Consider the following 13,841-nt stretch of genomic DNA (forward strand, 5'->3'; position numbering starts at 1 on the left):
GCCGTCGGTCGAGAACTCAGTGTCGATGGAGGAATCGAGTCGACCGACGGTCGGAGACTACATGACACGCGAGGTTGCCACCGTCGAACTCGACGACACTGTCGGGGAGGTCGCCCGACGTATCGCCGACAACGACCACTTCAGCGGGTTTCCGGTGACCGACGGCCGCCGGGTCGAGGGGTTCGTCAGCGCGCGCGACCTGCTGCTCGCGGAGGACCACGAACCGATGTTCCGCGTGATGACCGACGACATCCTCGTGGCGCACCCGGACATGGCCGTCCAGGACGCCGCGCGCGTCATTCTGCGGTCGGGCATCCAGAAACTCCCGGTCGTCGACGACGCCGGCCACCTGGTCGGCATCATCTCGAACGCCGACGTGATCCGCTCACAGATCGAGCGGGCAACGCCGGGCAAGGTGGACAAACTCAGCCGGACGCTTGAGAACATCCACGGCATCACGACACACGAAGGCCGCCGGGAGGTGAAGCTCGACGACCTGACTCCGACGCAGACGACGGTGTACGCCGACGAACTCGAAGGCCGGGTGTACGAACTCGAACGCGGGCTGGCGGAACCGCTTGTCGTCATCGACAACGGCGGGGACCTGCTGCTGGCTGACGGTCACCACCGGGTGAAAGCCGCCGCGCGGCTCGGTATCGACGAGATGGACGCCTACGTCATCGTCCTCGATGAGACGGTCGAACTCGGGATGGCCGAGACGGCCGCGGACTCCGACCTGGAGTCAATCGACGACATCGAGGTCGTCGACTACGCACACCATCCGCTCGTGCAGACGACGGAGCGACTCCAGAATTAGTCCCGGCTGTGTGGCTGTCGGTACCACCACACACCGCCCGAACCTTCTTACTAAATCATGACATACACGGAGGCATGTTCGACGAGTCGGACCTCCGGCGCATCCGCGAGCAGAAAGACGAGTGGGAAGCCGAGACACTCGACCCCGTACTGGATGCCTACGGCGAGCGCAAAGAGCAATTCGCGACAGTATCGAACCTCGATGTAGACCGACTGTACACGCCGCTCGACGTGGACGACATCGACTACGAGGAGGACATCGGCTTCCCCGGCGAGGAGCCGTTCACCCGCGGCGTCTATCCGACGATGTACCGCGGCCGGCAGTGGACCATGCGGCAGTTCGCCGGCTTCGGCACCGCCGACGAGACCAACGAGCGGTTCCACTACCTCATCGACGAGGGCCAGACCGGGCTGTCGACTGCCTTCGACATGCCGACGCTGATGGGGATCGACTCAGACGACGTGATGGCTGACGGGGAGGTGGGCAAGGAGGGTGTCGCCGTCGACACGCTGGCGGACATGGAGCGACTGTTCGACGGCATCGACCTCGGCGAGGTGTCGACCTCCTTCACGATCAACCCCAGCGCGCCGGTCATCTATGCGATGTACATCGCGCTGGCCGACCAGCAGGGCGTCCCGCGCGAGGAGATCCGTGGGACCCTCCAGAACGACATGTTCAAGGAGTTCATCGCACAGAAGGAGTGGGTCATCCCGCCGGAGCCGTCGCTGAAACTCGTCACCGACACCATCGAGTTCGCCAGTCAGGAGACCCCGAAGTTCAAGCCCATCTCGGTGTCGGGATACCATATCCGAGAGGCCGGCTCGACCGCCGTGCAGGAACTCGCGTTCACGCTCGCGGACGGCTTCGCCTACGTCGAGGACTGCCTGAACCGCGGGCTGGAGGTCGACGACTTTGCCCCACAGCTCTCCTTTTTCTTCAATTCCCACAACTCCATCTTCGAGGAGATCGCGAAGTTCCGCGCGGCCCGGCGCATCTACGCCCGGGTGATGGACGACTGGTACGACGCCGAGGCCGACGCGAGCAAGCAACTGAAGTTCCATACCCAGACCGCGGGCCAGTCACTCACCGCACAGCAGCCGTTGAACAACATCGTCCGGGTGACGATTCAGGCCCTCGCCGGCGTGCTGGGCGGCACCCAGAGCTTGCACACCAATAGCTTCGACGAGGCGCTGGCACTCCCGTCCGAGCAAGCGGTGCGGGTCGCCCTCCGGACACAACAGATCATCGCAGAGGAGTCGGGAGCCGCCGACATCGTCGACCCGATGGGCGGCAGTTTCGCAATCGAATCCCTGACCGACGAGGTCGAGGAGAAGGCGATGGCCTACATCGACCACATCAGGGACGAACTCGGCGACGGGTCGGTTCGTGACGGCGTCATTCAGGGGATACAGGACGGCTACTTCCAGCGTGAGATCCAGGACGCCGCCTACGAGTACCAGCAGCGCGTCGAAAGCGAGGAAGAGGTCATGGTCGGCGTCAACAAGTACACCGTCGAGGAAGACACCGAACCCGAGATTCTCACCGTCGACGAGGACGTGCAGGAACGCCAGCGGGACAAGCTCGCGACGGTCAAAGCAGAGCGCGACGACGCGGCCGTGGAAGCGGCGCTCGAGGAACTGCAACAGGTGATCACCGACGGCGGGAACGTCATGCCCGTCATCATCGACGCGGTGAAAGCCTACGCGACGATGGGCGAGATCATGGCCGTCTTCGAGGCAGAGTACGGGAGCTATCAGGAAACGGCGAGCGTCGCCTGACTGGTCCGCTCATACACACTGATACGACCCGAGCCGTTCCCGGTCGACGGATTCGGTCCCGTTCAGGTTTGTCGGCTCTCGCAGGAGAACCAGATCTACGCGTTCGAGCGCATCGTCGTGGCTCTGGTTCCACCGGGAACACAGATACGTTGCGAGCGACCGTCGGAGACCGGGTTCGTGACGGGCTGTCCCGAGGAACTTCTTCCAGCGCTGGTTCGGGAACCGGTCGGACACCTCCGACGGCCGGGAGAGATTGACCGGCCTCCCGGTGAGCGCGTCGACTCGGTCCCCGGACTCCAGGGTTGCTGGGGCCGCGTACCACCATGTTTCCAGCGCGGGATCCGGCGCGAACATGTTCCAGCTCCGGTCGGAAACTCTGTCCGGCGTGCCCGTCGGTGCGGCGACGAAGCCGACCGCGATAGCGTTGAGAACGACGATCACGACGATACCGAGCGCCGCCAGCGAATACGTCACCGTAGGGAATCCGACACGAGAGCGGCCTATCGCTGACTCCGACCACCGCGGTCGCAACGCCTCGATAGCAGCGGGCCGTCGATCCGCGAGCGCGTCCCAGAACGACGGCGGGAGAAACAGCACCAGTCCGAGAACCGAGACGAGCGGGAACACGCCCAGGCGGAATGAGAGCGCCATACACGTGTGGGCGGTGATGAACGCCGCGACCAGCCCTGCCCGATACCGTCCGGTCCAGACGAGCAACAACGGGGACCCAACGAGCAAGGCGAGCCAGAGCCAGTTCCCCAGTACCAGCACCGGGTCCCAGCCCGCAACCACGTCACCTGCGCGGACGGTGAGGTGGTCGAGCTGGAACACGTATCGAACCCCAGTCCCCTGGTGCCAGTACGTACCGCGAAGCTTCATGAGGCCGTTCGTCACGTAGACGGCAAGCACCTGCAGGAGGATGCCTGCAGTGCCGGCGGTGGCGACCCGTGTCGATGCAGACTCCGGCGTCCCGTTCTCCCAGCCACATCCGAGGGGAAGCAGGAGGCTCCAGAACAGCAACCGCCGAAACAGCGTATCGCCGGCGTTGAGAACGACGGGGTTTCGGAGTTGTATCGAAACGAGCAGGACGAACGCGACGCCCGCACTCAGGCGCGGGCGGTAGCCGACCACCAGCGCCAGTCCTGCGAGGGCTGTCAGTCCGAATGCCGAAAGCGGCAGCCAGGCGGCCCCCGAGACAGCGAGCGGTGACACGTCGCCCAGGACCGGATACAGGTCAGTCAGTGTCGAGCGTGGGAGTGCACCACTATCGGTGTAAAACGTGACCGTGTCCGACCACCGCAGGGCGATGTCGACGAGGAGACATAGCCCGAGCGACACCCTGAACGCGGCGAGCGCACGTCGGTCGATAGCGAACCGGCGGACCAACCACTGACGGGGGGCAAACTCGAGGCGCATCTGTGGGGAGGGCAACGAGACGCCGACCTGGTGTCAGGCAGGCGACTATAGGGCGGTTCCTTGCCGGATTAGATTAAACTAACGAAATACAGGAATCAAGTAGCTGGTGGCCAACACGCGGGACGAGGTAGCTACAGCGTGGGACTGAATTAGTGGTACGGCGGGGGATGATATAGCAACGCGCTCAGGACCCGGCCGTGTCGTCGATGCGCCCGGAGACGTAGATGACGAGCACGAGCAACACGCCAAGGACGACACCGATGGTGACGAATCCGTAGACAGCAACGCCAAACGGTGTCGGGGGCAGCGCAATCACGCCGAACAGTTCCGGCTGGAGGTCCTCCGGCCGGATACTGCCAAGCACGAACCCCATCACACCGGCGAGAACCACGATAGCGACGTACAGGCGAAGGACGATCTTCCGTCCGGACCGGCCCTCAGCTTGCTCGGTCATGTGGATTCATCGGCGTGGAGACGATTAGCCTTTTTCACTTCCACGCCGTAGCTATCCTATGTCACAGAAGGAACTCCTGTTTCTCGTCCTGACCGGAATCGCGCTCATGATGTTCGTCACGGCTATGGTCCTCGTCTCCGGCGCGAGCTAGGGACGGCTATCACGGTGACCTGACACGCCCACAGCAGTAGACAACAGACTGCGAAAAAACCGCGACGCGCTTACGAGTCGCTGTCGTCTTCTTGGCCGCCGTCAGCGAGCAGCGACGGGTCCTTCTCCGGTGCCTCGGCTTCGAGCTGTTCGTCGAACCACTGGAACTCGCGGTCCAGCATGCCGTCGCGTTCGAGGTTCCACGGGTCGCCGTCCTCGACCTTCGGACCTTCGAGCCAGGACTGGACGATGTTCCAGACGAAGAACAGCTGGCCGATGAACAGGATGACTGCGCCCACCGTCGCCAGCTGGTGGAACGTCGCCACCTGCGTCAGCGGCGCGATAGCGCCGTCGAATTCGTAGGTGGCGTACCGGCGCGGCATGCCCAGGTAGCCGAGCGCGAGCATCGCGAAGAACGTGAGGTTGGTCCCGACCATCGAGAACCAGAAGTGGGCCTTGCCGAGGGTGCGCTGGTACATCCGCCCGGTGAACACCGGGAACCAGTAGTAGATGCCGGCGAAGGCCGCGAAGCCGATGGCTCCCATCACGATGTAGTGGAAGTGCCCGACGACGTAGTAGGTGTCGTGCAGGATCAGATCGACGGGGATGGAGGCGAGGAAGACGCCGGTGACGCCGCCGATGATGAAGTTCGAGACGAAGCCGATACAGAACAGCATCGGCGTCGTCAGCCGGAGGCGGCCGTTCCACATCGTCGTGATCCAGTTGAACGTCTTGACGGCGCTCGGTATCGCGATAGCCAACGAGACAGCCATGAACGACGCCCGGAGCCGCGGATCCATGCCCGTCGAGAACATGTGGTGGGCCCAGACGCCAAAGGAGAGGACGCCGATGGCGAGCGTGGAGTAGACGACGAACTTGAAGCCGAACAGCTTCCGACCCGAGAACTTCGGCAGGATCAGGCTCACGAGACCCATCGGCGGCAGGACGAGGATGTACACCTCGGGGTGGCCGAAGAACCAGAACAGGTGCTGCCACAGCAGCGGGCCACCGCCCTCGACGGCGAAGAACGTCGTCGAGAGATTGCGGTCGAGGAGCAGCATCACGATAGCGCTCCCCAGCAGCGGGAAGGCGAACAGGATCAGCGCGGACTGGGTGAGGATCGTCCACGAGAAGATGTCGAGGTTCGCCCAGTTGACCTCGCCGTCACGTTCGGTGAAGATGGTCGCGATGAAGTTGATCGCCCCCATCGTCGCCCCGATACCGGAGAGGTGCAGCCCCAGCAACATCAGGTCGACGCCAGGGTTTGCCTGCTCGACCGACAGCGGCGTGTACATCGTCCAGGCCGTGCGGGCCGGCTCGATCATGTTCTCGGTCACCGGCGCGAGGAAGAACCCGGCCCAGATGAGCAGCGCCGCGGGCGGGAGGATCCAGAACGCGATGGCGTTGATACGCGGGAACGCCATGTCGTCAGCCCCGATGAGCAGGGGGATGAAGTAGTTCGCGAACGCCGCGATGATGGGCGTCCCGAACAGGAACAGCATCGTGATGCCGTGGCTCGTCAGGATGGAGTTGTAGGCGTTGTTGCCCAGAATGGCCCCGGCGGGCGTGACGAGCTGGATGCGGATGAGCATCGCCATGATCCCACCGACAGCCAGGGCGATTACCGCGTACACCCCGTACAACAGACCGATATCCTTGTGGTCGACCGTAGTTAGCCAGCGAATGATACCTGCGGGTTTCTCACGGTTGATGACTGTCGTCTCGTCACCCGTGACTGCCCCGCCACCCGCGAGCGGCGTATACGAACGCCAGTTCTCGACACGGGTGAGAAGCGCGGCGACGCCGACGAGGAGGACGGCCATCAGCCCCGTCAGCACAATATCTCCTGCTACCATAGTCGTCCTTCAGGACTGGGACATTATCAAAGGGTCGATTCCTGCAGCAACGGCGATAAAATACGGCTCCCATCCGGCAGTGAACCCGTCGAAAGAAGGGTCGACCGCACACTGTCCTCGCTGGCGAGCTGGGTACGTTCCCGTGACGGGCTGTCTGAAACTGTCCGTTCAGTCCTCGTGGCCGAGTTCGTCGCTCTCCTTCTCGGCGTTCTCGACGGCTTTCCCCGCGTAGTAGGTCAGGACAGCGAGCAACAGGAACATCGAGATGATCAGCGCGAACTGCATCCCGGAGAAGACGGGATCCGTTCCGAACGCCGGGAACGCGGCGAACGCGACGATGAAAAAGAAGAGAATCCCGAGCGGGATGACGTTCACAGTGAGGTCGAGCAGGGTGTCTTTTTCGAACCCGAACAGTGCCATGCCTCCCCGTTAGAACAGGCCAGTAAATAGAGTGTTGGTTTCGATCAAACGTCCGGGTACCCGTCTCACGCCGCGGTCTGTTCCATTATCGAGGCGACGCTGCCCATCGCAATCATCACAGCGCCCGCCACACCGACGGCCACCAGCCGAGTGAGTAGCGGTCCAGTTCCGACGTTCGACAGCGCGATCTCGGCGACCGGGATCTGCCAGACCGCAAACGCAGCAGCGATGACGATGAGGGCCACCCCGACGCCGAGCAGGGTCGGCCACGGCCGCTCGACGTAGCCGGACTCGGTGAGGATACCGGCGATACTGCCGCCGAACAGTATCAGCCCGAAGACAGCCACCGGAAAGAGCCCGACGAACACGCCGATCTCTGACAGTGCTAGTCCCAGTGCGACAAACAACGGCCACGGACTCGCGGTCGGATACTGGTCGCTTAGTCCCGGCTCCTCTACCATACCAACAATAACGGGTGAATCATCATATGTCCATCGGACTGGCCCCGTGGGCACAAACTATTTGTCCACCATCCGGCTTGGTGGGAGTAATGAGTACACGCACGGTCGAACGGGTCGACGGCTGGGAGTCGGTTCCGTTCGACGGCGGGTTCGAGGGCCTGCAGGACCTCGCCGGGCAGGAGTTCTCCGGCGCGGTCATCGCGGGTCCGACGCGCCTGTTCATGTTGAACGGGACCGTCGTCGGCGTCCTCGACGGTACTATCGAGGATTTCGAGGACGCGTCGGGAACAGCCAAGCGGTCACCACACGAGGCCTTGCCGCTGCTTGCCGTGATGCAGGAGCGCGCCGACGAGGTCAAAGCACAGTACTACACCGAAGACACGGCGCTTGCGGACGTCGACGGGACGCTGTCGAGCGGCAACTTTACCGGGTTTATCGAACTCTCCGAGAACGTTCTCTCGGGTGACTACTACACAGTGTATCATCAGGGCCGTTCGATGAGCGTCGCGTGGGTCGGCAACTCCGACAAGCTGCTCACCGACGACGAGGCCTTCGAGACGGCCAACGACGAGGTCGGCATCTACGAGGTGATGCCGGTCGACATCGAGCCCATCGAGATACCGGAACCGCCGGAAGACGATACGGACGAGCAGTCAGCGGACCCGGCGGCCGCCGGCGTCGATCCGCTCGACGCCGACGACGAACCGGCTGTCGCCGACGAACCGGCCGACACCGGCGCAGTGGACAACACGCCGACAGGCGGGGCAGAACCGGACGAGGCGACACGGCGCGACGACGCTCCCAGCGACGAGCCGGCGGACCCGTCCCAGGACGCTGGCGGGGATTCCGGTACCGACGGAACCGACAATGCCGGACAGACCCAGACTGCGGCAGAGTCGCCGTCGGACCGTGGTCCGGCAAGCGGTCCGCCGGGGTCGAAAGCCGCCGGTGCGGCCCCGGATCGGTCCCGCCGCAGTTCCGAGTCGGATGATCAGCCCGGTCCGGACAGCCAATCGGCGACCGACGTGTCCGACAGGGCGGCGACAGGCACCGACACTGAGTCACAACCGGACCCCGACCAGCGTGCTCCCGACCGGGGGGCCACAGAGCGTGACGCTCCGGAGACCGAACCGAAGCGCTCGGCGACGGACCCGTCACAGACGCAGGAGGCGCAGGGGGCCAGTGCCCGAAGCTCGTCGTCACAGAGCGACCGGGCCGCTTCGACAGACCAGCACACTGATCGGACCGACTCGAAACCGAGCCAGCGCACCGAGTCGCGGCCGGCCCAAGCACAGTCCGGGTCAGCGGCGACTCCGGCTACGGAAGCCGGGTCTGGCGGGTCACGGACGGACCTGGAAACACGCTCGGTCCCGTCGCTGGATCCGAACAAATCCGGGGGTGCCCAGCAAAGCACGACGACCAGCGTGTCACCCCCTCAAACCCAGCCGACGGGAGGACAGCAGGCATCGACGCCGCGACGCGACCAGCCGGCCCAGGACGACCCGGTACCGTCGACCGAATCCAGTGTGCAGGGTCCGGCTCCGGCCCAGGAGAGCAGTAGCACGACTGCACAGGCCGAGACGCCGCAGTCCCAGCCGTCGACAGCGGACCAGTCGCGGCCGCCGGCCGACGAGACGTCGTCGCCCGAACGGGAACGCGTTGCGGAACTCGAATCCGAACTGGAACAGCGGGCCGAGACGGTATCGGACCTCGAATCCGAACTCACCGATCTGGAGGCCACAAACCAAGAGCTCCGGGACGAACGCGACCGCCTGGAGTCGGAACTGGCCGACGCGCGGGCCGAGATCGACCGGCTAGAGGAGCAACTCGACGAGCAAAACGACACCGCCCCGGGAGGCACCCGGCTCAGCGTCAGTGAGGCGATAAACGGGACGAACCTCTTCGTCAGGTACGACTCGAAGGGCAAGGCGACGCTGGAGGAGGCCAAGGACGGCGAGGCGAGCCGCGAGGACGTCGAGGCGAACCTCAGGCTGGAGTACCACACGCAGTTCGAAGCCGAGGGCGCTACGGTCAACGGGACGCCCTTCGAGGAGTTCCTCGAAGACAGCATCCAGTACCGCTTCGTCAACTGGCTCATCCGGAATCTCCTCTATGAGATCCGGGACACCGGGCACGCGGGGGCGATGAAGGACCTGTACGAAGGCCTCCCGGCCATCGACCGCGCCGAACTGAACGGCAACGTCACGGTGACCTACACGGAGGACGGCCAGGAGAACCGCTCACAGGAACGGTTCGACGTCGTCGTCCGCGACCGGATGGGGAACCCGCTGGTCGTCGCCAACATCAACGACTCGCGCGAACCGGCCTCCGAGGGCCAGATGTCGGACCTCGTCCGGAACGCCGAGCGGGTCGGCAACGCCTCCGGGTCGCTCGCGTCAGCGTTCCTCGTCACCAGCAGCTTCTTCGAGCCGGGGGCGCTCGAAACCGCGGAAGAAGCCACCTCTAGCGGGCTGTTCAACCGCGATAAGCGGAAGAGCTTCGTGAACCTCTCGCGCAAGGAGGGATTTCACCTCTGTCTGTTAGAAGCGAGAAACCAGGAGTTCCACCTGGCGGTCCCGGAACTCTGAGAGAGAAGCTTAGCCTTCGATTTCGGCCGCGTCTTCGATCTTCATACCTTCGAGCTTGTCGATGATTTCGTCGACCTTCTCGTCTAAGTCGTCGACGAACTCACCGGTCTGTTCGGTCGTGATCGCACCCTGGCTGGAGGGCTCGATGAGGTTCTCCTCTTCGAGAACGCGCAGCGAGTAGCGCACCTTGTGGTGGGGGTAGCCAGTTTCGTTGGACATCTTCACGATACCGATAGGCTCGTTCTCGATAACCATGCGAAGCACCTGCAAGTGGCGCTCCAGCATGTCAACTTCCTTTTCAAGCCTGTCTATCATGGCAATTGTTAACTTGTGTTTGTGGTATTTAAAGGTTCTCCCTCGGACAACCGCTACAACGTTGATACGTTCGAACAGGGGTGTCTTAAAACCGTCGTAACGATTCACATGGGTACTGCTCACGAGCGTGATATCGGGACCGTAATCTGTTTATCACGGTGGCTGGAAGGTGGGTTCGATGACCGTAACCATCGTCGGCTCACAGCTCGGCGACGAAGGGAAGGGCGGCATCGTCGACCTGTACGGCGACGACGTGGACGTCGTCGCGCGCTATCAGGGCGGCGACAACGCCGGCCACACCGTCGTCCACGAGGGCGAGGAGTACAAGCTCTCGCTGGTTCCGAGCGGAGCCATCCGCGGCAAGGTCGGCGTCCTCGGCAACGGGTGCGTCGTCAATCCGCGAACGCTGTTCGACGAGATAGACACGCTCCAGGAACGCGGCCTCGACCCGGACGTCCGCATCGCCGAACGAGCACACGTCATTCTCCCGTTCCACCGCGTGCTCGACGGTATCGAGGAGAAAGTAAAAAGCGAAACGGATCAGGAAGTCGGGACGACGGGCCGCGGTATCGGCCCGACCTACGAGGACAAGGCCGGCCGGCGCGGGGTTCGCGTTGGCGACCTGCTCGACCCGGACGTGCTCCGGGACCGGCTCGAATACGTCGTCCCGCAGAAGCGGGCCGTCGTCGAGGACGTGTACGGCCTCGATATCAACGAACTCGAAGACCCCGACGCCTTCGACGTGGACGCCATCTTCGAGGAGTTCCGCGAGTTCGGCCGCCGCTTCGAGGCCGAAGACATGACCGTCAACGCCGGGGCCTTCCTCAGCGCCACCATCGACGAGGGCCAGAACGTCATGCTGGAGGGCGCACAGGGGACCATCATCGACATCGACCACGGGAACTACCCCTACGTCACCTCCTCGAACCCGACGGCCGGCGGCGCGGCGACCGGAACCGGACTCAGCCCCGGCGTCGTCGGCGACGGCGAAGTTATCGGGATCGTCAAGGCGTATCTCACTCGCGTCGGGAGCGGCCCGCTGCCGACCGAACTCGGCGGCGTCGTCGGCGACACGCCGGGCTACGACGAGCAGGGCGAAGGCGAGAACGAGGAGCTGGCGAACTACATCCGCGAGGAGGGCGGCGAGTACGGCACTGTCACCGGCCGCCCGCGACGGGTCGGCTGGCTCGACCTGCCGATGCTGCGTCACTCGACGCGCGTGTCCGGCTTTACCGGCATCGCCATCAACCACCTCGACGTGCTCGCCGGCCTCGACGAAGTCAAAGTCGGCCACACGTACACGCTCGACGGCGAGGAACTGGCGTCGATGCCCGCGACCACCGAGCAGTGGGCGAAATGTGAGGCGAACTTCCGGAGCTTCGACGGCTGGCCGGAAGTCGACTGGCAGGCTGCCGCCGACGAGGGGTACGACGCGCTGCCGGAGAACGCGAAGGCCTACGTCGAGTACATCGAGTCCGAACTCGACACGCCGGCCTACGCCATCGGTGTCGGTCCCGGCCGCGGCGAAACCATCGTCCGCGAACAGCCGTTTTAACTGCCATCGCTGTCGGGTTCGTCGTTTGTATGTTCACTCACCAGCGCCCAGCGACGGGTCCGTCTCCACTGGGAGAGCGGCAGACTTTTGCGACCGCCGGTCTTGGCTGAACGTATGAAAGAGGACCTGATGGAAATTATTTGCTGCCCTCTGGACAAACACGACCTCGACCTCGAAGTGACGGAGCGTGACGACGGTGAGATCCTGTCGGGCGAACTCGTCTGCACCGAATGCGGCGAGACGTTCCCAATCGAGGACGGCATTCCGAACCTGCTCCCGCCGGACATGCGCGACGAGGCACCGGCCTGAACCTTTTTTTCCTCGCCCCGCGGAGTCACGCCCGTGCCTGACTCCCTGCCCGTGCACCTCAACCGAACGGACATCCACAGCCTGGAGGTTCCAAACGAGTTCGACGCGACAGGGAGTTTCGACGTGCAGTTGATCAACCACGGCGAGGCCCTGCACGTCCATCTCCACCTCGACGACTCGCTCTCTTCGGTCGCGTCGCTTGACGCCACGAACCATCACGTACGGGCCGAAACCGATCGATTGGTCAGGGTGACTGTCGACGGTGACGGACCGGTCCGGGGGAAGCTAAAGGTCGTCACGGCCTACGGCGCCGAGACTCGATACATCGACGTCTACATCCCGGAAGGCGGGACCGAGAACGAACCGGTCATCGTCGACGACGACCTGTCGAAACCACAGCCGAAGCCGGCGACGGGATCGGAGCCCGGCCTCGACGACCTGTCCGCGGGGCCGATACTGGCGGCCGGCGGCTTCACGGTCCTGATCGCGGGGCTCATCACGCTGGTACTCACCGGAAACGTTCTGTTGACTGTCGGCGCCGTCCTCGCGGTCACAATCCTGGTCGGCCTTCTGTTTGTCGCGGTCCGCTCGGCCTGATACCTCACTCCTCCGTCTCGACGCCGCCGAGGTTCCCCTCGTCGTCGAACAGCTTCGCACGCAGGAACCGCGCCCGGTACCGGTTGGCCCCCTCGTAGATGTCGGCCTCGCGGATGTCGTCCGCCTCGCCGTCGGCCACGGCGTCGATGATGTCCTCGATCTGCTCTTTCTCGCTGGGCGTCAGCTCGAACTCGTAGGTCTGTGACTGCTCGCCTTCGAGTTTCGTCCACTTGCGTGCGCCAGCGATGACGAGCGAACAGGGTTCACGGCAAGGGAACTCCCCCGATCCGCCGTCGACATCGAGCTCCGTCTCGTCGTCGTACTGCCACTCCCGGCGTTTGAGACACTGGGAATCGTCACAGCAGGCCTCGGCGACCCAGTTGACGTGCTCGTAGCCGTCGCCGCGGTCCCAGGTCTTGACGACGCCGTAGATGCCCGTCTGCCGGTCGACGGTGTCCCGCCAGTGGGTCACGTCGAGTTCGCCCTCCCGTTCGCGGTGCCAGTTCGCGACGGTCGCCGGGTAGAACGCGTCGACCGTGGTGACGAACTCACCCGCCGATAGCTCGGGGAACGCCCAGCCGGTCCGGAGCGACGGCGCGGTCTTGAGCGGACGGTAGCCCCCGTCGTCGTCGTGTTTCGCGATTTCGCGCGCGTCGAGCGGGTCGTCATGCGTGTCGAGCACGCTGGTTCCGACGTCGGCGTCGGCGCGGTGGCGAACGCTGTAGGTCCGCTCCCCGTCGGAGAGCGTGACGGTCAGGTGGAGTTCGCCCCAGGTCGCAGCGATGCCGTCGGCAAGCGCGTCGTAGCGCTCGGCCACGTCCCGCTGCTCCGCGCCTTCGAGCCAGCGGAGGAACGCCCACCGGTCCGCCTTCTGGGGCGCGGTGGCGTGCCAAAAGTACCAGTTCCGGACGTACGGCGAATCCGTCGCCACCGTCCGGAGCGTTGCTTCGTCGATACCACTATGGTCCACGTCCGGCGTCTGGAACGTGTACCCGTCACTGTCGTGGGCAACGTGGAGGTCGTCGAAGGCGATGCCGTCGGGGGCGGTTGCCACCAGCGCGTCCACGTACTCGCCGTCCATACGGGGAAACGGGACTCGGTCGGCAAAAGTCGGCTGGTTCCGGC

13 protein-coding genes are annotated in these 13,841 nt (G+C 64.2%); 6 read left to right on the forward strand and 7 right to left on the reverse strand.

The window, feature by feature from the left end:
* Positions 1 to 25: 25 nt before the first annotated feature.
* Entirely contained in the window at positions 26 to 817 is a 792-nt protein-coding gene (locus ACY9XZ_RS21235) for a CBS domain-containing ParB/RepB/Spo0J family partition protein (RefSeq protein ID WP_463458912.1), read from the forward strand.
* A gap of 74 nt (positions 818 to 891) precedes the next feature.
* Positions 892 to 2,595: a methylmalonyl-CoA mutase family protein gene (locus tag ACY9XZ_RS21240; protein ID WP_463458913.1), complete on the forward strand. Its 1,704-nt coding sequence runs from the start codon at positions 892 to 894 to the stop codon at positions 2,593 to 2,595.
* A gap of 9 nt (positions 2,596 to 2,604) precedes the next feature.
* On the opposite strand, the gene ACY9XZ_RS21245 is transcribed toward ACY9XZ_RS21240, so the two are convergent.
* The 5 genes from ACY9XZ_RS21245 to ACY9XZ_RS21265 form a co-directional block, all read right to left on the reverse strand.
* Positions 2,605 to 4,011 carry an HTTM domain-containing protein gene (locus tag ACY9XZ_RS21245; protein ID WP_463458914.1) on the reverse strand — a complete coding sequence of 469 codons (1,407 nt, stop codon included), beginning with the start codon at positions 4,009 to 4,011 and terminating at the stop codon, positions 2,605 to 2,607.
* Positions 4,012 to 4,195: 184 nt separating this feature from the next.
* The gene (locus ACY9XZ_RS21250) at positions 4,196 to 4,465 is read right to left on the reverse strand and encodes a DUF7520 family protein (protein ID WP_463458915.1); all 270 of its coding nucleotides are present in this window, start codon (positions 4,463 to 4,465) and stop codon (positions 4,196 to 4,198) included.
* 221 nt (positions 4,466 to 4,686) lie between these two features.
* Positions 4,687 to 6,471: a cbb3-type cytochrome c oxidase subunit I gene (locus ACY9XZ_RS21255; protein WP_463458916.1), complete on the reverse strand. Its 1,785-nt coding sequence runs from the start codon at positions 6,469 to 6,471 to the stop codon at positions 4,687 to 4,689.
* 168 nt (positions 6,472 to 6,639) lie between these two features.
* Complete coding sequence (locus ACY9XZ_RS21260; RefSeq protein WP_463458917.1) at positions 6,640 to 6,891, reverse strand: DUF6684 family protein; 252 nt, start codon at positions 6,889 to 6,891, stop codon at positions 6,640 to 6,642.
* A gap of 65 nt (positions 6,892 to 6,956) precedes the next feature.
* The gene (locus ACY9XZ_RS21265) at positions 6,957 to 7,352 is read right to left on the reverse strand and encodes a DUF7541 family protein (RefSeq protein WP_463458918.1); all 396 of its coding nucleotides are present in this window, start codon (positions 7,350 to 7,352) and stop codon (positions 6,957 to 6,959) included.
* A gap of 89 nt (positions 7,353 to 7,441) precedes the next feature.
* Here ACY9XZ_RS21265 and ACY9XZ_RS21270 point away from each other — a divergent pair, with 89 nt between their 5' ends.
* The gene (locus ACY9XZ_RS21270) at positions 7,442 to 9,940 is read left to right on the forward strand and encodes a DUF7527 domain-containing protein (protein ID WP_463458919.1); all 2,499 of its coding nucleotides are present in this window, start codon (positions 7,442 to 7,444) and stop codon (positions 9,938 to 9,940) included.
* Between the two features lie 9 nt (positions 9,941 to 9,949).
* Here the strand turns inward: ACY9XZ_RS21270 and ACY9XZ_RS21275 are convergent, their stop codons facing one another.
* On the reverse strand, positions 9,950 to 10,255 hold the full coding sequence (locus ACY9XZ_RS21275) for a hypothetical protein (protein ID WP_004516266.1): 306 nt from the start codon (positions 10,253 to 10,255) through the stop codon (positions 9,950 to 9,952).
* 178 nt (positions 10,256 to 10,433) lie between these two features.
* Between ACY9XZ_RS21275 and ACY9XZ_RS21280 the strand changes: the two genes are divergently transcribed.
* The 3 genes from ACY9XZ_RS21280 (at position 10,434) to ACY9XZ_RS21290 (ending at position 12,716) form a co-directional block, all read left to right on the forward strand.
* Entirely contained in the window at positions 10,434 to 11,810 is a 1,377-nt protein-coding gene (locus tag ACY9XZ_RS21280) for an adenylosuccinate synthase (RefSeq protein ID WP_463458920.1), read from the forward strand.
* A 114-nt stretch (positions 11,811 to 11,924) separates the two neighbouring features.
* Positions 11,925 to 12,119: a methytransferase partner Trm112 gene (locus ACY9XZ_RS21285; RefSeq protein ID WP_053969444.1), complete on the forward strand. Its 195-nt coding sequence runs from the start codon at positions 11,925 to 11,927 to the stop codon at positions 12,117 to 12,119.
* A gap of 33 nt (positions 12,120 to 12,152) precedes the next feature.
* On the forward strand, positions 12,153 to 12,716 hold the full coding sequence (locus ACY9XZ_RS21290) for a DUF7524 family protein (RefSeq protein WP_463458921.1): 564 nt from the start codon (positions 12,153 to 12,155) through the stop codon (positions 12,714 to 12,716).
* A 4-nt stretch (positions 12,717 to 12,720) separates the two neighbouring features.
* Here the strand turns inward: ACY9XZ_RS21290 and ACY9XZ_RS21295 are convergent, their stop codons facing one another.
* Entirely contained in the window at positions 12,721 to 13,797 is a 1,077-nt protein-coding gene (locus tag ACY9XZ_RS21295) for a DR2241 family protein (RefSeq protein ID WP_463458922.1), read from the reverse strand.
* Between the last annotated feature and the right edge of the window lie 44 nt (positions 13,798 to 13,841).

The sequence above is a fragment of the Haloarcula sp. HT12 genome (assembly GCF_055271655.1).

What these genes read in the sequence shown, in the direction of transcription:
- ACY9XZ_RS21245 (WP_463458914.1), bottom strand. Translation starts at nt 4,011, where the DNA reads ATGCGCCTCGAGTTTGCCCCCCGTCAGTGGTTGGTCCGCCGGTTCGCT.
- ACY9XZ_RS21275 (WP_004516266.1), bottom strand. Translation starts at nt 10,255, where the DNA reads ATGATAGACAGGCTTGAAAAGGAAGTTGACATGCTGGAGCGCCACTTG.
- ACY9XZ_RS21280 (WP_463458920.1), top strand. Translation starts at nt 10,434, where the DNA reads ATGACCGTAACCATCGTCGGCTCACAGCTCGGCGACGAAGGGAAGGGC.
- ACY9XZ_RS21270 (WP_463458919.1), top strand. Translation starts at nt 7,442, where the DNA reads ATGAGTACACGCACGGTCGAACGGGTCGACGGCTGGGAGTCGGTTCCG.
- ACY9XZ_RS21235 (WP_463458912.1), top strand. Translation starts at nt 26, where the DNA reads ATGGAGGAATCGAGTCGACCGACGGTCGGAGACTACATGACACGCGAG.
- ACY9XZ_RS21260 (WP_463458917.1), bottom strand. Translation starts at nt 6,891, where the DNA reads ATGGCACTGTTCGGGTTCGAAAAAGACACCCTGCTCGACCTCACTGTG.
- ACY9XZ_RS21285 (WP_053969444.1), top strand. Translation starts at nt 11,925, where the DNA reads ATGAAAGAGGACCTGATGGAAATTATTTGCTGCCCTCTGGACAAACAC.
- ACY9XZ_RS21265 (WP_463458918.1), bottom strand. Translation starts at nt 7,352, where the DNA reads ATGGTAGAGGAGCCGGGACTAAGCGACCAGTATCCGACCGCGAGTCCG.
- ACY9XZ_RS21295 (WP_463458922.1), bottom strand. Translation starts at nt 13,797, where the DNA reads ATGGACGGCGAGTACGTGGACGCGCTGGTGGCAACCGCCCCCGACGGC.
- ACY9XZ_RS21240 (WP_463458913.1), top strand. Translation starts at nt 892, where the DNA reads ATGTTCGACGAGTCGGACCTCCGGCGCATCCGCGAGCAGAAAGACGAG.
- ACY9XZ_RS21255 (WP_463458916.1), bottom strand. Translation starts at nt 6,471, where the DNA reads ATGGTAGCAGGAGATATTGTGCTGACGGGGCTGATGGCCGTCCTCCTC.
- ACY9XZ_RS21250 (WP_463458915.1), bottom strand. Translation starts at nt 4,465, where the DNA reads ATGACCGAGCAAGCTGAGGGCCGGTCCGGACGGAAGATCGTCCTTCGC.